This window comes from Nocardia sp. PLKS1-43 (assembly GCF_059510335.1).
This window is the reverse complement of the sequence record NZ_JCAJZQ010000009.1, coordinates 249,027-272,848: the sequence shown is the minus strand read 5'-3', so window position 1 is coordinate 272,848 and position 23,822 is coordinate 249,027. Positions and strand designations below refer to the sequence as shown.

The following is a 23,822-nucleotide window of genomic DNA, read 5'->3' as shown; positions in this document are numbered from 1 at the left end:
TTCCTTGCTGCCATCGGGCCCGGCCCGATGCGATCAGACTCCGGCCGGTGCCCGGCCCGCGGAGGTCCCACGACGCGCGAGACGCGCGGCGTTGCGGCCGGCGATCCGGCCCATGGTGAGTGCGTTGGCGACGGCGTTTCCGCCGCCGACGTAACGTTGGCCGAGCACTCCGGCGCCGGCTTCCCCCGCCGCGAACAGGCCCGGCACCGGATTACCGTTCCGGTCCAGAACCGTTGCGGCGCTGTCGATTTCCATACCGGCATGGGTGCAGACCAATTCGGCGGGCAGCATCCGCACCGCGAAGTAGGGCGGCTGGGCGATCGGAGCGGGATCGGCCGAGGGCCCCTTGTTCGCCAGGGTGTGATGGCGGAGGAATTCCTCGTCACTCCCGTGCGGGAGTTGCTGGTTCCAGCGCGTCACGGTGTGCGTCAACGCCTCGGCGGGCACGCCCATCCGGTCGGCGAGTTCGGTGAGCGTTCGCGCGCGCAGCGTCCGCCCGGCGTCGGCCTCGGCGGCAACGCGTTCGGGAATCCAATCGGTGTATCCCGACGGCAGCCCCAGCCGCGCGGTCTCGTCGAATACGGCCCACACCTCGCCGGGCTGGGCGGCCATGATCCCGGTCGAGACCGCGTAGGAGGCGTCCTCGTCCATGAACCGGCGCCCCAGGCCGTTCACGTAGATCCGGGATTTCGGCGGAAATCCCGAGGTCCAGTGATGATGACGCTGGAAGTAGGCGGTCGGCAGCAGCAGCCCCCAGCCCTGGCCGGTCACCGACGACCCGATTTCCTCGGCGAATCGGATGTGGTCGCCGCGGCTGCCGGGGGCCGCGACCACGAACAGCGATTCCCCCGCCGCCCGCGCGGCAGGGAAGTACGCGTCGACCAGCGACGCGTCCCGGGCGAAGCCGCCGCTGGCGACGACCACGGCATTCGCGCGCACCTCGACGTCATCGGCGACCACGCCGACGATGCGGCCGTCTTCGCGGATCAGCGACTGCGCCCGGGTCGCCAGCACGGTCTCGATACCGTGTGCCCGGCGCGCTTTGTCCAGGACCTGAATCAGGCCGTACCCCTGATCCTTCGGCACGTGTCCACGCCAGACATCCTCCACACCGGCCTGGCACAGACCGGGCATGTGGGCATTGGAGGAGATCCGGGCCGGAATCTCCACACCCAGGCCGATCAGCCATTCCAGCGTCGGTCCGGACTGTCCGCAGAAGGTGCGGATCAGGCCCGGTTTGAGCATCCAGTGGTTGAGGTCCATGTAGTGCTGGAAGAACCGCTCGGCGTCGTCCTCGATGCCGAGGGCGCGCTGCACACTGGTCGCGGCCGCGGTGAACAACCCCGCCGACAGTTGCGTCGAACCGCCGAGTTCGGTCTCCGATTCCAACAGCAGCACCGTCGCGCCGTGCTCGGCGGCGGTCACGGCGGCGGCCAGTCCGGCGCCGCCACCGCCGACGACGATGACGTCCCAGGAGTCCTCGCTCATGACAGTTTTCCTTCCGCATCCGCGAGCACGCGGTGGTACAGGCCGTTGGAGATCAGCCCGCCGTCCACGGTGACCTCGGTGCCGGTGATGTAGCCGGAGCGGTCCGAGAGCAGGAACAGCACCGCATCGGTGACCTCGTCCAGGGTCGCCTTTCGGCCCGCCGGAATGCTCCGCAGCGAGGCCGCGACGAACTCGTCCGCTCCCCGCACCAGATCCGTGCCTACCAGGCCCGGATGCACCGAGTTCACCCGGATCCCCCATTTCGCGAGATCTCCGGCCGCCGATTTCGACAGTCCGGTCAGGCCCCATTTGCTCGACGAGTAGGCCGGTGAGAAATATCCGATCAGACCCGCGATGGAGGAGATGTTGACGATCGAGCCACCACCGCGCTCGCGCATCAGCGGCGCCGCGGCCTTGATTCCGTAGAACGGGCCGAACAGGTTGATCCGCATGGTCTGCTCCCAGATCTCGTCCGGGGTGTCCATGAATTCCAGGCGGCGCGAGATGCCGGCGTTGTTGATCAACCCACCGAGAGTTCCTGGGCCGGAACGAATCTCGTCGATCACGCAGGCCCAGGCCGCCGGATCGGCGACATCCAGCCGGTGGGCCGAGGCGCTGCCGCCGGCACCTTCGATCTCGTCGATCACCTCGGCGGTGTCGATGATGTCGGCCACGCAGACGTGCACACCGCGCGCGGCCAGCGCCCGCGCGTGGTTGGCGCCCATACCCCGCGCCGCGCCGGTGATCAGCACGACGTCGGGATACGTTTCGATGCTTCGCGACTCAGACATGCCGGGACCCGCCGTCCACGGCGATGGAATGTCCCGTGACGTATCGGGCGCTGTCCGAGAGCAGGAACAGCAGCGGGCCCAGGACCTCCTCGGGCGAGCCGAGCCGATGCAGCGGCACGACGTCGAGCGCGTGCGCGAGCGCCGCCGGATCCTCGCGCACCCACCGGGTCATCTCGGTGTCGATATAGCCGGGGGCGATCGAGTTCACCCGAATTCCCTTGTCTCCCAGTTCGACCGCGAGCGATTCGGTCAGATGCGCGACGGCCGCCTTGGAGGTGCAGTACGCGCCCCGGCCGCGGCGCACCCGCACCGCGGACACCGAGGACATGTTGACGATCGCACCGCCCGGACGCATGTGCCGCGCGGCGGCCTGCGCGCCGAACAGCACGCCCTCCACGTTGACGTCCAGTACCGCGGCGATCTGCTCGGGCGAGATGTCCTGTGCCTCGGCGAACGGGAAGATGCCCGCGTTGTTGATCCAGAAGTCCAGTCGCCCGAACTCGGCGACCGCGCGCTGGGCCAGCGCCTCGTGGTCGTCGGCGGAGGTCACGTCGACGCGCGCGGCGAGCACGCGACCCGGCTTCTCGACGCCCGAGTTCGCGAGGTCGGCGTCGATCGCGGCGGCGGTGGTCGTCATCTGCTCGTCGTTGATGTCCGCGCCCAGCACGTCCACGCCGCGGGCGGCGAGTCCGGCCGCGAACACCGCGCCCATTCCGCGTGCGGCGCCGGTCACGACCGCCGCCTTGCCCACCATGTCGGGGTGCACGACCTCGATCCGATCGTGCTCGACCCGGCCCGGGTTCGAGGCTCCGGTTGCTGTCGCCATGGGTGTTCTCCTTTGAAATAATCGGGGGCAGAAGGGTTTTCAGCGCGGCGCGTCGTCCCGCTCGACCGCGCGGCGGGTGATCTTCCAGTCATCGCCGACGAGGGTGAGCCGATCGTCGATCGTGGTGACACGCGCGAGCCGGGCCTCGCCCCCGATGCGGGTGGTGACCACTTGCAGATAGGCGCTCACCGCGAGGGTCCGCGCGTCGACCCGCTCGACCAGAAGGTTGCTCAGGACATGCCTGCGGCGCTCGCCGGCCACACGGGCCGCGCGATCGAATTCGGCCGCGAACTCGGTCAGGGCAGCCGTGCCGACTACCGGGTCCGGATAGGTCGGCGAGTGGAATTCACCGTCCGCGGTGAAGGTCCGCGCCCACTCCTGGGCAGCGCCGGAGTCGATCGCCCGGCTCTGCCGGGCATAGAGCTGATGAATGGCCGCGACCGTGCCTGCGTCGACGGCGGGAATCGGTGACATCACTTTCCAAGAACTCCAAAGTGTGCGATAATCGCACGCAACATGTTAAATGTGAACACTGTAGGTGCTTCAGGTCACAGCGGTCAAGGAGTTCAGCTATGCCTCAGTTACGGGCGTCCGGGGAATCGGCGGCCACCAGCGGCGATGTCGGGTCGGATATGTCGAAGACGTTGCACAACGGACTGCAGATCCTGGAGCTGCTCGCGCGCAGGACCGAGGGCATCTCGATCACCGAGATCGCGCACCAGGTCGGGGTGCATCGCACGGTCGCGCACCGGCTGGTGCGCACGCTCGAGCACCACCACCTGTGCCGGCGCGACGATTTCAAGCGCGTCTTCCTCGGGCTCGGCCTGGTGCGCCTGGCCGAACCGGTGGAACAGGACCTGCGCGCCCTTGCCCGTCCCGTCCTGGAGGAACTCGCCGACGGCGTGCGGGCCACCGCGCACCTGGTCGTCCGGGAGAGCGAGACCCAGGTGCGGGCCCTGATGGTGGTCGAACCTCGCGACGCCCGGATCCACGTCGCCTTCCAGACCGGACAGCTCGACCCGATCGACCGTGGTTCGGCGGGCCTGGCAATCCTGGCCGCGCTTCCTCCCGTCCCCGGCGAGCGCGAGGAGGTCACCCGCGCCCGCGAGCGCGGGTACGCGGTATCGCACGGGGAACTCGTCCCGTCCGTGGGCGGTGTCTCGGCCGCGGTCCCGGGCCGCGGTTCGGCCGCGATCGCGAGTATCGGCGTCTCCCCCATCGATCCCGGCCCCGCGGACGAGGAGACCCTGGGCGCCGCCGTCCGGTCCGCCGCCCAGCGGCTCAGCGCGATCCTGCTGCGCTAGGGCTCAGGACGGCCTAGCGTTCACCGAACGCGGCCTCGCCCACCTCGTACAACCGCTGCCGCACCTCGCTGTCGCACAGGGCGCCGTCGACTCCGGCGCGGTAGGCCTCGGCAGGGCTGACACCGAGTCGCTCGGCCAGCTCGTATTCCTTGTCCAGACTGGTACTGAACAGAGCCGGGTCGTCGGTGCCGATGCTGCAACGAACACCCGCCGCGCGCAGTCGCGGAAGCGGGTGTTCGGAGATGTCGGCAACGACCCGGGTACCCACGTTCGAGGTGGGGGTGACGCGAAGCACGATGCCGCGATCCACGAGTTCGGCCATCAGCGCCGGATCCGCGGCCGCCGCGATCCCGTGCTGAAGCCCGTCCGGACTCCAGCGCAGGACATCCCGGATGGCCTCGACTCCCCCGGCTTCACCGGCGTGCGGCACGATCCCCAACCCACCGTCACGGGCTATCGCCACGGCACGATCGAACTGTGCGATGTCACCGCGAGCGAGTTCGTTACCACCGGCGTCCAGGCCGACGATGCCTCGATCCCGATACCGCACCGCCCAGGTGGCACAGTCCTCGGCCAGGTCGCCCGGCACGCCCCAGATCAAGCTGGGCATCGCTCGCACGGTGACTCCGTATCGTTCGGCCGCCACGGTGATGCCGTCGGTGACACCGTCGAACATCGCGGGATAGGGGATGTCGTCCCACTTGTTGCGATTGATGGGCGAAAAGGTCGCCTCGATGTACTGCACGCCGTGCGATTCGGCCTCCGCGGCGTAATCGACGACGGCTCTGCGGAAGTCGTCTTCGGTGCGCATGGTTCCGGTGGTGGTGCGCCACATCTCGAGAAAGTGGCCGAAGTCGCGGTACTGGTAGAGCTCGGACAACGCTTCGACGTTGTCCGCGGGCAGTTCCACGCCGTTGCGTCTGGCCATGTCCAGCAACGACTTCGGCCGAATCGTCCCCTCGAGGTGCACGTGCAGCTCGATCTTCGGATACGGCTCCGAGGAGCCGCTGTTCGGTTCGCCGGTATCGTGCGAACCACCGACCGGGCCGTCGGTTGAGCGGCTGCGATGTGTGAGCGACGAGTTCTCGTCGAGCTCCGCGCCGATGCCCTTGTCGGCTTCGGACAGTTGGCGCGCGGCGTCCTCGGCCCGGCGGGCGACGGGGCCGAGGCAGTGTTCGGCATCGGCCTCCGCCACTCTCGTGAAGCGGCTGCTCAGGTCCTCCGCGGCCCGGATCGCCGCCTGCGCAACATCATCGGAGATCAGCACCACGAGGTCCGTTCACCACCACTTCGTCTTCCGCGCCGGTCACCCTCATCCCGGTTTCGTTGCTTCAAGTCTGCGCCGATGCCCGGAACCGCTCCGCACTGGGAAGATCACGCCACGCCCTGCTCACCGGCCCGTTGCGCCCGGCGGGTGAACAACGCCCTTGAGCTGCCAAACGACCGCCACTACCACACGCAGCGCTATCGGCCCGAGAACCCCTGCCGTACAGTCTGTTTGGGGTCCTCGGCGAGCGGCCGCGGGCACCCGGCACGATAAACTCGAACGACCGCCGCCTGCGGATGTCCACTCGAGTTCCGGCAAGGGGATGATCATGACCGACGACCGGATTGCGGTAACCGAGACGATTCCGTTGCCCGACGTGCTACGGGCGCTCACTCGGGAACTCACCGCCATGACCGATGATCCGGCCGGCGGGTACGAGGCGCGCGCGGCCGAATTGACCGTACGGCTGCTGATCGATACCGATGCGGGCGAGCCGCGCTTCCACGTGGTCGGCCCGCAGACGCCCGAGACCGCCGGAACCACCACGCACACACTGAAACTCACCCTGCAACCCCTTCTGGGCGAGCCGGCTCGGGGCGAGTTCGCGGTGGTCCCCGAATCGGAGTCGCAGGAGGAGAACAACGCCGACACCCTGTCGATCCCGTTCCCGGATACCGGCGCGCAATCGGCGGAATCATTGCGCGAGAACGTTCCCGAACCTGCGCACATTCCCGAGACGGAATCGGCTGAGCCGCATTGGCATACCGACTCGGCAGCTTTCCAGCACAGTGCCGGCCCGGAACCGGCTGCCGATTCCGAACTCGCCTCCGCCGCGCCGGCATCCGATGCGCACAACGCCATGGCCGCGTCCGGCGACGAGGCGCCGGCGTCGCCTGCACCGGTCCGGACTGCTGTGGCAGGTGCTCCGGAAGCGCTGGGCGAGCGCGATTCCGGAGCCGTGACCGGAGAAGAACCCAGCACCGGGTCACCGACACCGCCCGATGCCGGGGAGTCCGGCCCCGGCCTCGTGACGCGGGTGCGCCACAAGGCTTCCCAGTTGCTCTCGCACGACGAGCCCGCGGCGGAAGCCGAATCCCGGAGCGGTACGGCCGCAACGCAGTCCGGCTACGACACCCCCGGCGGCGAACCCGCCGGGGAATCCGTCCGAGCCACCGCCGCCCAGTTCGAAGCGCCGTACGACGAGACACATTCCGAGACCGCCACAGCTGACATCGAGCCGGCAGCGCCGGAGCCGCATCCCGCTATCACCGACGAGCCCGTGGCCGAATTTTCGCAGGCCGACACGTTGCAGAGCGAAACGTCGGCTGGAGATACGGATGCCGCCGAGGCAACCGCGACCGGATCGCAGCGACCAACCGACCTCGCCGCCGAGGATGCCGCCGCCGCACTGCCGGAAACGGCCAGTGCCGAGTCATATTCGGAACCTCCCGGGGCCGCCGACGCAACCGTGACCGAACCGGAGAAACCGCTCGTCGCCCGCGAGCCCACCGCGATCACCCGGAGCACGGCAGCCGGACCGATGCAATCACCCAGCCTCGGCACCGCGACATCCGACGCCGATGGACCTACCGCGAACACCCCGACCACCCGCCTCGAAACATCGCATGGCGAAACCGATTCCGAACCCATGGATGCTCCGCCGGCGCAATCACAGGCCCCGTCCGATCCGATCGACGAGCCGGTCCTGGACGACACGACGGAAGCGGCGGCAGCGGTCGCGGGCGAATCCACCGCGCCCGTCGACGGTACGCCCGCGGGGCACCGAGCCGACCCACAGTCCATGGCAGCGGAACCCACGGCCGAACCCGGCCCCGAAACCGCGGGCCCCGAGGACAATCCGACCGCACCTATCCCGAGAAGGCCCGAGGAGACGAGCGCGGCCTCCGAACCGGACCGAATCGCCCCGGGCGGTGCGTATTCGGACCTGGACGAGGAGCACGCCGAGGTGATCGCGCGCTACGAGAAGATCCTGGTCGACCGGGAACGGGCGATGGGCCCGCTGCATCGGCACACGCTGATCTCCGCCGGAAATCTGGCCCGCGCGTATCGCGAAGCGGGCCGGTCCTCCCAGGCCATCGACGTGTACGAGCGGGTGCTCACCGACAGCGAGAACACCTTCGGCCCACAGGATCTCGACACGTTGATCTTCCGTGGCAGTCTCGCGCGCTGCTATCGCGAGGCCGGGCGCATGGTGGAAGCCATCGACCTGTACGAACGCACCCTCGCCGACAGTGAGCAGGGCTTCGGACCCGACCACAAGAACACGCTCACCGCGCGGCACAACCTCGCCCTGGCCTATCGCGAGGACGGGCGGCTGGACGACGCGATCGAGCTGTACCGGATCTGCCTGGCCGACAGTGAGCGGCTACTCGGCTCCAACCACCGCGACACCCTGATCACCTGTGATTCTCTGGCCTCCTGCCTGCGTGAGGCCGGCAAGGTGGCCAAGGCGACCGCGCTGGACGAACGGCTGCTGACCGCCCGGCGGCGGGTACTGGGCCCGGAACATCCCGATACGCTGCACTCCACGATCAATCTGGCCTCGGACCGGGCCGCGGCGAATCGCGCGAGCGAAGCCGCCGATCTGTACGAACAGGCGTTGAGTACCAGCGAGCGGGTGCTCGGCCCGGATCACCCGCTCTCCGAGCGCGCCCGCATCGGCCTGGCTCACGGGTATGCGGAGGTCGGCCGCGCGAACGAGGCGGCCGAACTGTTCGAACGCCTGCTCGCCGATTGCGAACGCCAACTCGGCCCCGACCACCGGCACACCCTCATAGCCCGCAACAACCTCGCGGTCGCCTATCACGACGCGGGCCGTTTCGTCGAGGCGATCGAGGCGCACACGCGCACCGCCGAGGACCGCGAACGCCTGCTCGGTCCCGACCACCCCGACACGCTCAAATCCCGCGAACACCTCGCCTACAGTTACGAAGCCCAACTCCGGGCCCGGACCTCCGGCCCGCAAATCCCTGTGCCACAGGAGTAGTCGGGCCGAGTCGCCATTCGATCCACGCACGGCATACGCCCCGGCGACGCGACCGAGCCGTCCCGTGTGCACCGGTCTTCCCGGAAACCTCAGCGCCGCAGGCGCGTCCGGCTCCCGTACCGCAGCCGATGCGCGGCGGCCGGTCGATAGGGCTGCGCCCGGCACGATCTCGCTCAGGAATTCGGGCGGAACTCGACTATCGAACGCGTTCCCGCTGGAACGACCTCGCCCAGGCGCAGGCCGGTCGGGGCGGCGAGCGCGGTCAGTTGTTCGAGGGTGCGCTCGCGACCGTTCACATAACAGAGCATCCGCAGGTCACCCTCGGTATCGGGGATGCCGCCGCGGGTGGCGTCGATGTGGTCCACGAGCAGAACCCTGCCGGTCGGGGCCACGGCCTCGGCACATCGTTCGAGGATGCGGGCGGCGTGCGGATCGTCCCAGTCGTGCAGGACACCGGACAGGACGTAACCGCCCGCGCCGGACGGGAGCGGTTCGAAGAAGCTGCCCGCCAGCGCGTCGGCCCGGTGTTGCAGGCCGGCCGCGGTGATGGTCTCGGTGGCGCGGGCGGCCGGTCCGGGCAGGTCGACCACCGTGCCGCGCAGCTCGTGGTGGGCGCGCAACAACGCGATCAGCAGACTGGCGTTGCCGCCGCCCACATCGACGACATGTTCCAGCTCACCCCACGGATAGGCCGCGGCGACCAGATCCGCGTCCGCGACCAGACGGGCGCCCATGATGGCGTCGAAGGATTCCGCACGCGCGGGATCGGCCGCCAGATCGTCCCAGAACGGCCGCCCGAACTGCCGCGGAAATGCGGCCTCACCGGTGCGGACGGTGTGCAACAGCTGGACGAAGCACAGATCGGCGCGACCGATCGCACCCTCCAGATCGAGCCAGGGGCGCAGGCCCTGCGGATCGTCGTCGCGCAGATGCTCGCCGAGGGAGGTGAGGTCGAATTCGCCTGTCTCGGCGCGAATCAGGACTCCGGCGGACACCAGATGGGCGAGCACCCGGCTGAGCGCGTCGCAATCGGCATGCACGGCCTCGGCCAGCGCATCAGGCGTGCGTGTGCCCGCGGCGATGTGATCGGCGAGCCGCAGGGTCGCGGCCACCCGGATCGACATCGGCGTCACCAGATCGGCCGCCGCCCACAGGCCTCCGCCCCACCCGGTCGTCTCCTCGGTCACAGGGCCTCCTCGCTCGACGATTTCCCGCTCACCCGATGGCACGTTCAATCTATCTCCGCCGCCGTTCGGGCAGGCTCACAACCGGCACGCCAGGTCGGCTCGAGCGCCGCATCTCAGGGCCGGGCGGCGATCCGATCGCGCAGCCCTTCGGCGAAGACGCGCGCGGCGGCCAGATCTTCCGCGTTCGGCCGTCCCTTGCGGATTCCGCCGATGGGTTTGAACGGCAGATAGGTGCCGTTCGCGATTCGTGACAGCCGCCGGCGTGTGCCGTGCATCACATATCGCGCCGGGACAGTCGCAGTTGCAGCACGGTCAGCACCAGCAGCAGCGCGAACACCACCCAGGCCAGCGCGGCCGCATAACCGACGTGATAAAATCGGAAAGCGTTCTGGAACAACATGATTCCCAAGACATAGGTGCCGGTTTCGGGCCCGCCGTTCCCATCGGTCAAGGCATAGGCCTGATCGAACGCCTGCACCGTGTTGATCACGGTGATCACGACGACGAACGAGAGCGCGCCGCGCAACAGCGGCAGCGTGATGGACCGGAACCGCCGCCACGGCCCGGCCCCGTCGATCGTCGCGGCCTCGTACAGCGTTTCGGGCACCGCTTGCATTGCGGCCAGCAGGATCACGGTCGCGAACGGCACGCCCTTCCACACCGTGACGATGCTCAACGAGAGCAGCGCCCATCCGGGATCGGTGAGCCAGGGCACCGGCCGCACCCCGATCCAGCCCAGCGCGATGTCGATCGCACCGTCGTCGGTGATGAACAGGAATCGCCACACCACCGCCATGGCGACCGTCGAGGCGACCAGCGGCAGGAACACCACGGTGCGAAACAGCACGATTCCCTTCAGTTTCCGGTTCAGCGCGGCCGCCACGCCGAGGCTGATCACGACCGTCGGAACCAGCGTCAGCGCCGTGAAGATCGCGGTGTTGCGCAGCGCGATGTAGAACATCGGATCGGCGAACAGCTCGCGGTAGTTGGCCGGCCCGGTGAATCGCATGGGCCCGAACAGGTCCCACGAGTGGAAACTCAGATACAGCGAGAAGCCCAGGGGGAACAGCATGAACAGCCCGACCGCGACCAGATTCGGTGCGATGAAGGATATTCCGGCTCGCGATCGCCGCCGGTCCAGCGCGGACCGGCGGCGTGCCGGCCGGGCGCGAGTGTGCGCACCGCTCACGTGGGCGCTCGCAGCAGCGCATCGATGTCCCCGGCCATCGCGCCCAGTGAATCCGCCTGCGCCGCACCGCGCAATACCCGGTCACAGCCGCGCGACATCAGCGATTCGACCTTCCCCCACGCCGGGGTCGTCACCATCGTGCGCGAGGCCGCGGGCCCGCCGGTGCACACCTCGAGATTGCCGATCCGGGTGTGCGCCGCGGCGAATCCCGGTGAGTCCATGGCCGAACGCAGGACCGGAACGAACAGCCCCGATTCGGCGATGATCGCCTGCCCGACCGGCCCGGTCGCGAATTTCACGAACTCCCAGGCCTTTTCGCTTCGCGGACTGTTCGCTGCGATCGCCAGTCCTGTGCACCCGACGTCGGTGATCGCACCCGGCCCGCCGTGCGGGCCGACCGGCAGCACGGTGATGTCGAAATCCAGATCGTCCTGTTCGACGAATTCCGAATAGAGCCAATGCCCGCCGAGCACCATGGCCGCGCGGCCCTGGGCGAACAGATCCGCGGCCGAATCCGACAGCCGATCACCGACATCCGGCGCGACCCCGTGCCGCACCGCGAGATCGGCGTAGAACTGCAGGCCCTCGGCGAAGCGCGGATCGCCGATATCGGTGTGGGTCGGCGCTTCCGGCGGGCTGAACCACTGCGCGCCGTTGTTCATTCCGAAGCAGGCCGCCGAACAGTACGGCACCCAGGCGTCGGTGAAACCCCACTGCCGCACCCGCCCGCGACCGTCCCGGCGGGTGGTAGCCCGTGCCGCCGCGAGGAACTGCTCGAAGGTCCACGGCTGCGACCAGCGGGCCGGAGGCTGAATTCCGGCCTGGGAGAACAGCTTCCGGTTGTAGTAGAGGAACACCCCGGACCACTGCTCGGGCAGCGCGTACTGCCCGCCGCCGTAGTCGAACGTCTCGTACAGCGTCGGATAACTGTCCGCTCGCAGCGTCTCCGCGTGGTGCGGATCGCGATCCAGCATGGAGCGCAGATCCAGCAGCACCCCGCGGTCGGCCAGGCCCGCGAACAGCAGTTCCCAGGCCATCAGCACGTCCGGGCATTTGCCCCCGGCGCAGTAGGTGAGCATCTGCTGCAACGGATCCGGACCGGACATCAGGGTGCGAATCCGGATCTGCGGATGCTGTTCGGCGAAGGCGGCGATCACCCGCATACGGGCGCGTGCCTCCTGCGGCCGCGCCTGGAAGAAGAAGGTCACCGCGTCCTCGTCGGCGCCGCCGCAACCGGCCAGGATCGGTGCGGCGAGCATCGATCCGAGCAGGGTTCGGCGGCGTACCGGGATCACGGACCTCCTCGTCGGCCCGATCGGCGGCGAGGTATCGGCCGGCCCAGACGCACCCGATCGGGCAAAACATCAGCAATCCAATAGAACAGCACGCGCAGCTTACGGTCGAGCCCGAATATCCCGAAGCAGCACACGCACGGACAACGCTTCCCGCACCGGATCCACTCGTTACCGCCCCTGCCTGTCGGTCCGCCGTGGCAAACTGCCCATGTCCGATTTCCGAATGTCGGACCCGTACATGACCACGGGAGAGCTACTCGCATGGCGACGATCGAATACCTCCGGACCGACCCCGACCTGCCTCCGGTCGGGGTCGTGGACCGCTCACCCATCAGCCCGGCGAAGAAGGCGATATTTCTCGTCATCGCGATCTTGGGCGCCGTCGGCTGGGCGGTGCTGGGCATCAGCCGGGGCGAGAACGTCAACGCGGTGTGGATCGTGGTGGCCGCGGTGTGCACCTACATCATCGCCTACCAGTTCTACTCCCGGCTGATCGCGAATCGGATCACCCAGCCGCGCGACGACATCGCCACGCCCGCCGAGGAATTGGAGAACGGCACCGATTACATGCCGATGGACCGGCGGGTGCTGTTCGGTCACCACTTCGCCGCCATCGCCGGTGCGGGCCCGCTGGTCGGACCGGTGCTCGCCGCGCAGATGGGGTATCTGCCGGGCACGCTGTGGATCGTGGTCGGCGTCGTACTCGCCGGTGCGGTGCAGGACTATCTGGTGCTGTGGGCCTCGGTCAAACGCCGCGGCCGCAGTCTCGGGCAGATGGCCCGCGACGAACTCGGCGTGGTCGGCGGTATCGCGGCGCTGGTCGCGGTGCTGGCCATCATGGTGATCCTGCTGGCGGTCCTCGGCATCGTCGTGGTGAACGCCCTGGCCGCCACCAAGGGCGCGGACGGGCACCTGCACGGCGGCAGCCCGTGGGGCGTGTTCTCGATCTCGATGACGGTTCCGATCGCCGTGCTGATGGGTCTGTATCTGCGCTATGTGCGGCCGGGCAAGGTCGGCGAGATCTCCATCGCGGGTTTCGTGCTGCTGCTGCTCGCCATCGTGGCCGGTAAGTGGGTCGGCGATTCCGGCTGGGGCCGTTCGGCTTTCACGATGGACGGCACCACGATCTCCTGGATTCTGATCATCTACGGCTTCGTCGCCTCGGTGCTGCCGGTGTGGTTGCTGCTCGCGCCGCGCGACTACCTGTCCACATTCATGAAGATCGGCACCATCGTGCTGCTGGCGGTCGGCGTGCTGATCACCATGCCGGTGCTGAAGGCCCCCGCGATCTCCCAGTTCGCCGGTAACAGCAAGGGTCCGGCCGTCGCCGGTGGCCTGTTCCCGTTCCTGTTCATCACCATCGCCTGCGGCGCGCTGTCCGGATTCCACGCACTGGTGTCCTCGGGCACCACGCCGAAACTGCTGGAGAAACAGTCCCAGGCACGCATGATCGGCTACGGCGGCATGTTGATGGAGTCGTTCGTCGCGGTGATGGCGATCATCGCGGCCAGCATCATCGACCAGCACGTGTTCTTCGCGATCAACACCGGCGGCCTGACCGCCACGCCGCCCGGTCTGCCCGCCGGAGCCTCGCCCGCCCAGATCGCGCAGGCCACCGCCGACGCCGCGGCCAAGAAGATCAACGGAATGAATCTGGGTGGCGCCCCGATCACCGGCACCGATCTGATCAACGAGGCCAAGAGCGTCGACGAGAGTTCGCTGCTGTCCAAAACCGGTGGCGCGCCGACGCTCGCGGTCGGCATGTCCCATGTGCTGCAAGGGTTTCTGGGCGGCTCCTCGCTCAAGGCGTTCTGGTACCACTTCGCGATCATGTTCGAGGCGCTGTTCATCCTCACCACGATCGACGCCGGTACGCGCGTCGCGCGGTTCATGCTCTCGGACACCCTGGGCAACCTCGGCGGGCCGGCCCGCAAATTCTCCGATCCGTCCTGGCGGCCGGGCGCGTGGCTCTGCTCGGCGCTCGTGGTCGCGGGCTGGGGTTCGGTGCTGCTGATGGGCGTGACCGACCCGCTCGGCGGCATCTACACGCTGTATCCGCTGTTCGGCATCGCCAATCAGCTGCTCGCCGCGATCGCGCTGACCGTGGTGCTGGTCATCGTGGTGAAGAAGGGCCTGGTCAAGTGGGCGTGGATTCCCGCGCTGCCGCTGATCTGGGATCTGGTGGTGACGATGACCGCGTCGTGGCAGAAGATCTTCTCCGCCGACAAGAATCTGGGCTACTTCAAGCAGCACAGCGTCTACAGCGCCGCCCGCGACGCCGGGAAGGTCCTCTCCCCGGCGAAGAACATGCACGATATGGACAAGGTCATCCGCAACAGCTTCATCCAGGGCACGCTGTCGATCGTGTTCGCGGTGCTGGTGCTGATCGTCGCGGTGATCGGTGTGCTGGTGTGCATCCGGGCCCTGCGGCGCGGCGGCAGTGAGACCACCGAGACCGCGGAGGTGCCCTCGAAGATCTTCGGGCCCAGCGGTTTCGTGGCCTCCAAGACCGAGCGGGAGGTGCAGCGAGAATGGGACGAGCTGGTGAAGGCCGGTAAGGTCACCGTGCCCGGCGCGGCGCATCCGGTGGCCGCGGAATGACCTGCGCACCGATCCCGGACGCGAGCCCCGGAGTCCGGGGAGCGCGGCCGAACACGATGCGGGCCGCGCGCGCTCTGCTGCGCGCGGCCCGGTCCGCGGCCGGATACGTCAATGCGATTCTGGGCGGGCGGGATTACGCGCGGTACGTGGAACATCTGCGGCGCAACCATCCCGGGCATCCGGTCCCGACCGAACGGGAATACTGGCGCGACCGGTATGCCGCCGCCGAACGCAATCCGGCCACCCGCTGCTGTTGAGCATATACGTCCGTTTTCCGCTAGCGTGCGGACGCGCAGCCTGACAGGGTGGATCGCGTGAGTGCACACGGTCTCGAGTTCGAGCGCTGTTACCGCGCGGTCACGACCCGCGACGCCCGTTTCGACGGGCAGTTCGTGACCGCCGTCCGCACGACCGGAATCTATTGCCGCCCATCGTGTCCGGCCATCACGCCCAAGCGCGCGAACGTGACGTTCCTGCCGACCGCCGCGGCCGCGCAGCAGTCCGGATTCCGCGCCTGCCGTCGTTGCCTGCCCGATGCGGCACCCGGCTCGCCGCTGTGGAACACCCGTGCCGATCTGGCCGCGCGCGCCATGCGACTGATCGCCGACGGGGTGATCGAACGCGGTGGCGTGCCCGCGCTGGCCGGATCGCTCGGCTACTCCCAGCGTCAGCTGACCAGGGTGTTGACCACGGAGCTGGGCGCGGGGCCGCTGGCTCTGGCGCGTGCGCATCGCGCGCACACGGCCAGGCTGCTGATCCAGACCACGCGAATGCCGATGTCCGACGTCGCCTTCGCCGCCGGATTCGCCAGCATCCGCCAGTTCAACGACACCGTGCGCGAGGTGTTCGCGGTCAGCCCGACGGTGCTGCGCGAGGAGTCGCGGCGGTTGCGCGGCGATACCCTGCCCGCGACGAACGGTGTGCTCACCCTGCGGCTGCCCTATCGCGAACCGCTCGATGCGGGCTGGCTGACCTGGTTCCTGTCCTCGCACGCGGTGCCGGGACTGGACTCGTGGGAAGACGGCCACTACACGCGCGGACTGCGCACACCGCACGGGCATGCCACGGTGCGCCTGAGCGTGCAGCCCGGCCACGTGCGAGCGGGCCTGTCCCTGCACGACATGCGCGACCTCGCGCCGACGGTGGCGCGGTTGCGGCATCTGCTGGACCTGGACGCCGACCCGGTCGGCATCGACGAAGCGCTCACCGCGGCGGGCCGGGAGTCCGGGCGCGGACCGGCATTCGGTCCCGGCATTCGCGTCCCCGGCTGTATCGACGGCCCGGAACTGTTGCTGCGCACCATGATCGGTCAGCAGATCTCGGTCGCGGCGGCCGCCACGCACACCGCCCGCCTCGTCGAGGCGCTGGGCGAGGATATCGGCGGCCCCGTGCCGCGGCTGTTCCCGACTCCCGAGGCGATCGCCGAGCACGGTGCCGGGGTGTTGACCGGACCGGCGCGGCGCACGGCGTCCATCGTGGCGGCGGCGCGCGCACTGGCCTCCGGTGAACTGTCCCTGCATGCCGGCCGCACCGCCACCGACCTGCGCCGCGATCTACTCGCCCTGGACGGGGTCGGGCCGTGGACGGCGGATTACGTGACCATGCGGCTACTCGCCGATCCGGACGTGCTGATGCATACCGATCTGGTGGTCCGGCGCGGCGCGACGCTGCTGGGCATCGACCTCACCGATACCGCGCGCTGGTCGCCGTGGCGGTCCTATCTGTCCATGCATCTGTGGAAGCAGGCACTCGCGGCCCGGCCCGCGCCCGCCCCGCCCGCGCCCGCTCGGGTCGCGAACGCGGTCACCGCGGCGGTCCAATGATCGTTCCCGCCGTGCCGGGTCCCGGCCACACCGATGAACTCACAGCCGATGAGTCGGCGAAAGTAGGTGCAGCACAATGAGTACCGGCGAATTCGCGACGACTTCGACGCCGCTCGGGCCGTTCACCACGGTCGTCGACGCGGACGGCGTGGTCCTGGCCGCCGGATGGACCGCCGATTCCGAGGGATTACGACGGCTCGTACATCCCAGCCTGCGACCCGGTGAACTGCGGCAACGCGGTTCACTCGGCGAGGTGACCAGCGCGGTCGAGAAGTACCATGCCGGTGAGGTTTTCGCGATCGACACCATCCCGGTGCGTCAGGTGTCCGGCCCATTCCTGTTGCACGCCTGGGACGTGCTGCGTACCGTCCCGGCCGGAAATCCGATCACCTACACCGCATTCGCCGCCCTTTCCGGCCGCCCCGAAGCCGTCCGCGCCGCATCCAACGCCTGTGCCCGCAATGCCGCCGCCCTCTTCGTCCCCTGCCACCGCATCCTGCGCACCGACGGAACACTCGGCGGATTCCGCTGGGGGCTGGATGTGAAGGCACGGTTGCTGCGGCACGAGCAGGCCGCGGCAGCCGCGTCCTGATCGGGAAGCAGTTACGCGACAACGGTTTTCAAGTGAGACCCGGTGGGTTGGCGGATGACGTGGAGGCGGCTGGGGATGCGTTGGCGCATCTCGTCGACGTGGCTGACGATGCCGACCACCCGTCCTCCGGAACGCAGGTCGTCCAGGACGCCCATGACCGCGTCGAGAGTGTCGGCGTCGAGGCTGCCGAAGCCCTCGTCAATGAACAGGGTGTCCATGACCAGGCCGCCGGATTCGGCGGCCACCACATCGGCCAGGCCGAGCGCCAGAGCCAGTGACGCCATGAAGGTTTCGCCGCCGGAGAGGGTTTTGGCCGGGCGGATCGCGCCGGTGTAGTCGTCACGGATGTCCAGGCCCAGGCCGCCGCGCCGGCCGTTGCGTCCCGCGACGTCGGTGTGCACGAATTCGTAACGGCCACCGGACATTCGGCGCAGGCGCGCGGAACCGGCGATGGCCACCTCTTCGAGCCTGGCCGCGAGTACGTACGAACGCAGCGACATCCGGCGGTTGTTCTCGCCGCGACCGGCCACGACGTCGGCCAGCGCGGCCAGTTCGTCGTGCGCGCGCTGCATCGGGGTGATGCGATCCACCGCGGCCCACAGTTGCGTGCCCAGCTCCTCGAGCTGCCGCACCCGGTGTTCGGCCTGGGAGTGGGCGGCCACAGCCGCGTCCAGCGCGGTACGCGCTTGTGCGACTCGGGTTTCCAGCTCCCGCGGGTCGTCGAGTTCGGCATCGGCGGCGGTCTTGATATCGGGTTCGGCCAGGACCGCCTCCGCGTGCGCGCGCCTGCTGTCGGCCGCACTCAGCTCACGCTCGATCTCGCTCTGCTGCTGCGGGGTACGGGTGGCGGCGTCGACGACCTTCGCATATGCCGCCAGCACGTCGTAGTCCGGCTCCGAACCGCTCTCGGGCACAACCACATCCGCGAGTGTGACCAGCTCGGCCGCGCGGGCCAGCTGCTCCACTCGGCGCGCGGCCGCGGTGACCTGCTCGCGGGCGGCATCGGATTCGGTTCGGGCCGAGCGCAGTTCGGTGGCATCGCGCACGAGCGCATCCAGGCGGGCCCGGCGACGATCCACCGTGCCATCCGCTCCCGCGGCGGTGCGCAGTCGGTCGGTCAGCTCGGCCATCCGCCGGTCGGCGGCGATGACACGTTCGACCACGGCGCTGTTGCGGACGTCGAGTTCACGGAACTCGCTCTGCAGGCGCGTTTCGTCGGCGCGCAAACGGTTCAGCTCGGCGGTGAGCTCCTCGACGCGGGCGCCGGCGCGGCGGGCGGATTTGTATCGCTCGGTGGCGACATTGAGTTCGGCGGACAGCTCGGCCCGATCGCCCTCACCGCCGCGAGCGATGAGCACCGCGATGTCGTTCTCCAGTTCGGACAACCGGGCCTTCGTGCGGTCACGGGCGGATTCGGCGGTCCGTTCGGCGGCGACCGCACGTTCCTCGTCGGCCTTGGACGCGGCGGTCGCGGTCGGCTGGGCCGGAGCCGGATGCTCCGCGGAACCGCATACGCTGCACGGCTGTCCGTCCGCGAGCGCACCCGCGAGTTCGGCCGCCATTCCGGCGAGTCTGCGCTCGCGGATCGCGAGGGTGTGTTCGCGGGCATCGGCGTGCGCCGCCCGCGCCGACTCGAACGCGGTTGTGGCGCGGGCGAGTTCGGTGCGCCGGGCAGCCAGTTCGGTCGCCGCCTCCGAAGCCGTGCGCAGCCGTTCGCATTCCGCCTGCAATCCGGCCAGCCCAGCCGCTGCCTGCTCGGCCTCGCGTACCCGGACATCCAGTGCGGCAATCATTTCCGGCATCGCCGACCGGTCGGCGGACAATTTGTCCATCGCGGACTCCAGTGCCGACCGCTCCTTGCGCAACCTCGCGAGTTCGACACTCAGCCGCTGCGCCGATTCGGCGTCGCCGCGCACCTCGTCCAGCGCACCGATCTGCGCCGCCCACCGCTGAATAGCCATATCGATGCCGGTGAGCTCGGCCTCGGGTTCTTCGTCCCGGAACGTCTCCCGCACCTCGGACCCGGCGCCCCGATCGCCGCCCGGCTGTTCCCGTTCCGGCTCAGCGAGGGTCGGTTGGCTCGAATCCTCGACTCCAGCGGTCTGTTCGACGCTCCGCCCGGCTTCGGCCGCAACCCTCTGCGAGCCCGGACCCGCCACATCATCGAATGCGTCTGTGACCACACCGGTTTCACCTGCCGAAACCGTGGAGTCATCCGAGTCGCCCGGCGAAGACCCGTCCGCGGCAGGCAACTCCACCGAGAACAACCCGGGCTCACTGTCATCGACAGCCCAACCGGCCGCCGAGTCCAGCACGCGCAGCGGCCGATCCCCCGCAGCGCTCTTGGCCGGCTTGCGAGGCCCGCTCCCGCGCCGCCCGGCGTTCTCACCCGTTCCTCGCCGACCGGCACTCTCCCGGCCCTCGGCGGATTTCCGTTGTCCACCCGCGTCGGGCTCGGCACCCGCGGCCGCCGGGGCCGGATCGATGGAGAACAACTCGAGTTCGACATAACCGACCGTCGCCGGATCGTCCGGCTCCCCCGAAGTACCGACCGCCGCCGCACCATCGGGCATCTTTTCGTCAGCCTCGGACACCTCGCGTCCCGCCTGCCTCAGCGGGTCCGAGGCATCACCGGCCGCGTTCCCATCGCGCGCGGGAAGCGGGCCAGCAGCGTGCTCCCCGGCAGTCCCGGCGGGATCGCCGGAATCCATTCCGCAACTCCGACTCGGTTCCGGAGTCGGCGGTATTGCCGAGAGTTCGGCGGCAAGGTCGGAGTCGGCGAGTTCCGCGGCGGCCAGATCGGCTGCGGCCCAGGCAGTTCCGGGGAGTTCGGCGCTGGCCGGCTCCAGCAGGCGGGTGGCGAGACGTTCGGCGAGGTCGCGGGATTCGCCGGTGCGGCGGCGGAGGATCTTCGCTGCGGTGCGAGCCTCGTCGAGGGCGGCGGCGACCGGTTCGGCGCGACGGGATTGATCCAGTTCGATGCGGCGGCGAGCGCGTAGTTCCGCGGTGGAGGCGTAGTCGTCCAGTTGGGCACGCGCCGCGGACATGCGGCGGTGCAGCTCGTGCAGGCGGCGCTGCTGCTCGGCGGCGGCCTGGGCCACGGTCGAATCGGCACGGCGCTGTGCGAGTTCCGCCTTCGTGTGCGCCAGATCGGTGCGGGCGGCGGCTAGAAGTTGCTGCGACCATTCGGTCGCCTTCAGAATGCCGGCGGTATCGGTCGCGCCCACCCCCGCGCAGACGGCCACCTGGCCGATCAGCCGGTCGATGCTCTGCCGCTGGGTATCGAGTTCGGCCGCGCTGTCCCGTCGACGCTGCGTCAGCCACTGTTCGGCCGTGCCGAATCGCTCCGTGTCGAAGAGCTTTTCGAGCAGTTTTTCGCGATCCTCGTTCTCCGAGCGCAGGAATCGCGCGAAATCGCCCTGCGGCAGCAACACCACCTGGAAGAACTGGTCCGCGCTCATCCCGAGCAGCCGGATCACCTCATCGCCGATATCGGTGAGCCGGGACAGATTCTGGCCGCGACCGTCCAGCCATTCCAGGGTTGCCTTGGGCTGCTCGTCCTTCCAGCCCTCGCCACGCTTCTTGGGCCGCCGGAATTCCGGCGAGCGGGTCAGCCGCAGCCGCCGCCCGCCCAGCGTCGCCTCCAGCGCCACCCGCGGCGGCGTCTGCGGGTCCGCGTGATCGGAGTGCAGCCGCTTGCTGTCCCCGCGCGCCCCCGGAACTTTGCCGTACAGCGCGAACGCGATCGCGTCCAGCACCGTCGTCTTCCCCGCACCGGTCTGCCCGTGCAGCAGGAAGAGCCCATCACCCCCGAGCACATCGAAATCCACCACCGCGGTATCGGCGAACGGCCCGAACGCCGTCAACTCCAACCGATGCAGCCTCATCCGGCCACCCTCCCACTGCCCCGGTCACTCATGCCGTGCGCTCCGCCGCGTTGACCGGTTGCGCCTCGGCGACCTCGCGTTCGGCGGTGGCGGCGACCAACGCGCGCGCCAGCCAGTCCATTTCGGCGTCGGTGGGTTCGCCGCGCACATCGGTGAGGAAGCTGTGCGCTACTTCGGTGTCGCGGCGGCCGTGCACCCGTTCACGGTAGCGCAGGTCCGGATTGCCTTCGGGGCGAACCCATTCCACGTGGACCGCATGCGGGAAACGCTGCCGTAGCCGGCGCAGCGCATCGACCGGGCGGGCGTGGTCGGTGAGGTTCGCCGAGACGTAGTGTTCCTCGGCCTCGGCGTGGGCCGGGTCACCGAGCAGATCCTCCAGCGCGCCGGTGAGCTGGGTGAGGCCACGCACCTGCGGCAGGTCGTGCCGCTCCACGCCGGTGAGTCCCTCGGGGCCCAGATCGGCGATCCACACCGCCTTGCGATGGGACCGCTCGGCGAACGAATAGGGCAGCGGCGAACCGGAATACCGGATCGATTCGGACAGGATCTGCGGTGAGTGCAGGTGTCCCAGGGCCACGTAATCGGCCCCCTCGAACGCACCCATCGGCACCGTCTCCACCCCGCCCACGGAGATGGACCGCTCCGAGCCGGTCGCCTCCCCGCCGACGACGAAGGCGTGCGCGAGCACCACCGAGCGCATACCGCCGCGCGCTTCGAGATCCGCGCGCACCCGTCCCATCGCCGCGTCCAGGATCTCCGCATGCGAACGGGCCTGTGGCACACCCAGTTCCACCCGCGTGATCTCCGGCTCCAGGTACGGAATACCGTAGCAGGCGATCTCGCCGTACTCGTCGCGCAAGATCACCGGACGCCGCAGATCGGCCACGGACGTGCGCAGATGCAATCCGCCGGCCGCGGCGAAACTGCCGAGCGCGCCGAGCCGGGTCGGCGAATCGTGGTTGCCGGAGGTGGCCACGATCACCGCGCCCGCGGCCCGGATCGCCTCGAATCCCCGGTTGCACACCGCGATCGCGTCGGCGCTGGGTATCGACCGGTCGTAGACGTCACCGGGCAGCAGCACCACGTCCACCCGCTGCTCGGCCACGATCTCGGCCAGCGATTCGAGCGAACGCGCCTGATCCGCCAGCAGATCCACACCGTGGAAGGTCCGCCCGATATGCCAGTCGGAGGTGTGCAGCATCCGCATGCCGCGAAACCGTAGGCGATGGCACCGACAGATTCGAATTCGCCACCCCGGGACCGGCCCAGAAAATTCCGCTCCCGATCGGCTCGCGACCGACCGATCCGCGACCGTCACGAACACCCGAGCAAGCGCTGGGTATTTGCCGCGACGCCGAACTTGTCGGTGGTATGCGGCACTATCTGCAGTCATGACCGCACCGACACTGTTAGCGATGCTCGTGGTGTTCTGCGCCGGGCTGGGGCTCGGCTGGCTCGGTCATCTCGCGCGAGCCGGGCGAGCCGAGGCGCAGCTGGCCGCGCTGCGCGCCAACGAGCATCTGCTGCGACATTCTCTCGGCGCGGCGAACGAGGATGCCGCGCAGCGTAATTCACAGGCGATCGGCACGCTGGTGACGCCGCTGCGGGAGGCGGTCGGCGCACTGAATCGGCAACTCGCCGAGGTCGAGCACCGCCGCATCGACGCCTATGCGGGCCTGCGCGAACAGGTCGCGGGCATGCAGCAGCTGTCCCATCGGCTCGCCGCCCAGACCGGGCAGTTGGTCTCGGCCCTGCGCGCGCCACAGGTCCGCGGCCGCTGGGGCGAGATCCAGCTCGAACGGGTGGTGGAACTGGCCGGAATGTCGCGGCACTGCGATTTCGACACCCAGGTCACCCGCGCGGGCCGGGACGGCACGGTACGGCCCGATCTGGTGGTGCGCCTCGCCGGTGACCGCCATATCGTCGTCGACGCCAAGGCGCCCCTGACGGCCTATCTCGACGCCGCCGCCCAGGACGACCCGCGGGCGCGGGCCGAACATCTGACCCGTCATGCCAGACACCTGCGCGCCCATATCGATCAGCTCGCCGAGAAGGCGTACTGGGCGGCCTTCGATCCCGCGCCCGAATTCGTGGTCCTGTTCGTGCCCGGCGAACCCTTCCTGGACGCCGCGCTGAACGCGGACGCCGGTCTGCTGGAGTACGCATTCGCCAGAAACGTGATCCTCGCAACGCCGACAACTCTCGTCGCACTACTGCGCACCGTCGCATACGGCTGGCGACAGGACGCCATCTCGAAAGAGATGGCAACAGTCCAGCAATTGGGCCGCGAACTGTACGCCCGGCTCGGTGTCGTGGGTAGCCATCTGGACCGGCTCGGCGGCCAACTGGCAAAGGCCGTAGACGCATTCAACCAGACAGCGGGCTCGGTGGAGTCACGCGTACTGGTCACCGCGCGGCGATTGCACGAGTTGGACATCGGCGAGAAAGAGGTCCCGGCAATCCGGTACATCGAGTCGCGACCACGCGCCGCGGGGTTCTCGGACATCAACGAGTAACCGGTTCATCCGCCCAGCCTCGATACACGTTCCGGTTGCGACAGATAGT

At 69.0% G+C, this 23,822-nt stretch carries 18 protein-coding genes; 7 read left to right on the top strand and 11 right to left on the bottom strand.

Features of this window, described 5'->3' with window-relative positions:
• Positions 1-33: 33 nt before the first annotated feature.
• From AC5WS7_RS28715 to AC5WS7_RS28700, 4 genes are all read right to left on the bottom strand, one after another.
• Entirely contained in the window at positions 34-1,488 is a 1,455-nt protein-coding gene (locus tag AC5WS7_RS28715; RefSeq protein ID WP_495957706.1) for an FAD-dependent oxidoreductase, read from the bottom strand.
• Entirely contained in the window at positions 1,485-2,279 is a 795-nt protein-coding gene (locus AC5WS7_RS28710; protein WP_495957705.1) for an SDR family NAD(P)-dependent oxidoreductase, read from the bottom strand. Before AC5WS7_RS28710 ends, AC5WS7_RS28715 begins: the two co-directional genes overlap by 4 nt.
• Complete coding sequence (locus tag AC5WS7_RS28705; protein WP_495957773.1) at positions 2,272-3,033, bottom strand: SDR family NAD(P)-dependent oxidoreductase; 762 nt, start codon at positions 3,031-3,033, stop codon at positions 2,272-2,274. The genes AC5WS7_RS28710 and AC5WS7_RS28705 overlap by 8 nt, the downstream gene beginning before the upstream one ends.
• A 111-nt stretch (positions 3,034-3,144) precedes the next feature.
• The gene (locus AC5WS7_RS28700) at positions 3,145-3,579 is read right to left on the bottom strand and encodes a nuclear transport factor 2 family protein (protein WP_495957704.1); all 435 of its coding nucleotides are present in this window, start codon (positions 3,577-3,579) and stop codon (positions 3,145-3,147) included.
• 98 nt (positions 3,580-3,677) lie between these two features.
• Between AC5WS7_RS28700 and AC5WS7_RS28695 the strand changes: the two genes are divergently transcribed.
• Complete coding sequence (locus tag AC5WS7_RS28695) at positions 3,678-4,409, top strand: IclR family transcriptional regulator (RefSeq protein WP_495957703.1); 732 nt, start codon at positions 3,678-3,680, stop codon at positions 4,407-4,409.
• Positions 4,410-4,422: 13 nt separating this feature from the next.
• On the opposite strand, the gene add is transcribed toward AC5WS7_RS28695, so the two are convergent.
• Positions 4,423-5,676: an adenosine deaminase gene (add, locus tag AC5WS7_RS28690; RefSeq protein ID WP_495957702.1), complete on the bottom strand. Its 1,254-nt coding sequence runs from the start codon at positions 5,674-5,676 to the stop codon at positions 4,423-4,425.
• A gap of 328 nt (positions 5,677-6,004) precedes the next feature.
• On the opposite strand from add, the gene AC5WS7_RS28685 reads away from it, so the two are divergent.
• On the top strand, positions 6,005-8,683 hold the full coding sequence (locus AC5WS7_RS28685; protein WP_495957701.1) for a tetratricopeptide repeat protein: 2,679 nt from the start codon (positions 6,005-6,007) through the stop codon (positions 8,681-8,683).
• A gap of 173 nt (positions 8,684-8,856) precedes the next feature.
• Here AC5WS7_RS28685 and AC5WS7_RS28680 read toward each other — a convergent pair whose 3' ends face one another.
• The 4 genes from AC5WS7_RS28680 to AC5WS7_RS28665 all read right to left on the bottom strand — a co-directional run bounded on the left by AC5WS7_RS28680 (position 8,857) and on the right by AC5WS7_RS28665 (position 12,318).
• Positions 8,857-9,870 carry a methyltransferase gene (locus AC5WS7_RS28680; protein WP_495957700.1) on the bottom strand — a complete coding sequence of 338 codons (1,014 nt, stop codon included), beginning with the start codon at positions 9,868-9,870 and terminating at the stop codon, positions 8,857-8,859.
• 113 nt (positions 9,871-9,983) lie between these two features.
• Positions 9,984-10,145 carry a hypothetical protein gene (locus AC5WS7_RS28675; protein WP_495957699.1) on the bottom strand — a complete coding sequence of 54 codons (162 nt, stop codon included), beginning with the start codon at positions 10,143-10,145 and terminating at the stop codon, positions 9,984-9,986.
• Entirely contained in the window at positions 10,145-11,059 is a 915-nt protein-coding gene (locus AC5WS7_RS28670) for a carbohydrate ABC transporter permease (protein ID WP_495957698.1), read from the bottom strand. The genes AC5WS7_RS28675 and AC5WS7_RS28670 overlap by 1 nt, the downstream gene beginning before the upstream one ends.
• A complete protein-coding gene (locus tag AC5WS7_RS28665) occupies positions 11,056-12,318 on the bottom strand; it encodes an ABC transporter substrate-binding protein (protein ID WP_495957772.1) in 1,263 nt (420 codons plus the stop codon). The genes AC5WS7_RS28670 and AC5WS7_RS28665 overlap by 4 nt, the downstream gene beginning before the upstream one ends.
• 297 nt (positions 12,319-12,615) lie before the next feature.
• On the opposite strand from AC5WS7_RS28665, the gene AC5WS7_RS28660 reads away from it, so the two are divergent.
• The 4 genes from AC5WS7_RS28660 to AC5WS7_RS28645 all read left to right on the top strand — a co-directional run bounded on the left by AC5WS7_RS28660 (position 12,616) and on the right by AC5WS7_RS28645 (position 17,370).
• Positions 12,616-14,955 (top strand): carbon starvation CstA family protein, encoded by a 2,340-nt coding sequence (locus AC5WS7_RS28660; RefSeq protein ID WP_495957697.1) that lies wholly within the window; start codon positions 12,616-12,618, stop codon positions 14,953-14,955.
• The gene (locus AC5WS7_RS28655; RefSeq protein WP_495957696.1) at positions 14,952-15,212 is read left to right on the top strand and encodes a YbdD/YjiX family protein; all 261 of its coding nucleotides are present in this window, start codon (positions 14,952-14,954) and stop codon (positions 15,210-15,212) included. The genes AC5WS7_RS28660 and AC5WS7_RS28655 overlap by 4 nt, the downstream gene beginning before the upstream one ends.
• A gap of 57 nt (positions 15,213-15,269) precedes the next feature.
• Complete coding sequence (locus tag AC5WS7_RS28650; protein WP_495957695.1) at positions 15,270-16,778, top strand: AlkA N-terminal domain-containing protein; 1,509 nt, start codon at positions 15,270-15,272, stop codon at positions 16,776-16,778.
• Between the two features lie 76 nt (positions 16,779-16,854).
• Positions 16,855-17,370 (top strand): methylated-DNA--[protein]-cysteine S-methyltransferase, encoded by a 516-nt coding sequence (locus tag AC5WS7_RS28645; protein ID WP_495957694.1) that lies wholly within the window; start codon positions 16,855-16,857, stop codon positions 17,368-17,370.
• A gap of 11 nt (positions 17,371-17,381) precedes the next feature.
• On the opposite strand, the gene AC5WS7_RS28640 is transcribed toward AC5WS7_RS28645, so the two are convergent.
• Positions 17,382-21,257: an AAA family ATPase gene (locus AC5WS7_RS28640; RefSeq protein WP_495957693.1), complete on the bottom strand. Its 3,876-nt coding sequence runs from the start codon at positions 21,255-21,257 to the stop codon at positions 17,382-17,384.
• 28 nt (positions 21,258-21,285) lie between these two features.
• Complete coding sequence (locus tag AC5WS7_RS28635) at positions 21,286-22,464, bottom strand: exonuclease SbcCD subunit D (RefSeq protein ID WP_495957692.1); 1,179 nt, start codon at positions 22,462-22,464, stop codon at positions 21,286-21,288.
• A gap of 184 nt (positions 22,465-22,648) precedes the next feature.
• Here AC5WS7_RS28635 and AC5WS7_RS28630 point away from each other — a divergent pair, with 184 nt between their 5' ends.
• A complete protein-coding gene (locus tag AC5WS7_RS28630; protein WP_495957691.1) occupies positions 22,649-23,773 on the top strand; it encodes a DNA recombination protein RmuC in 1,125 nt (374 codons plus the stop codon).
• Positions 23,774-23,822 lie beyond the last annotated feature (49 nt).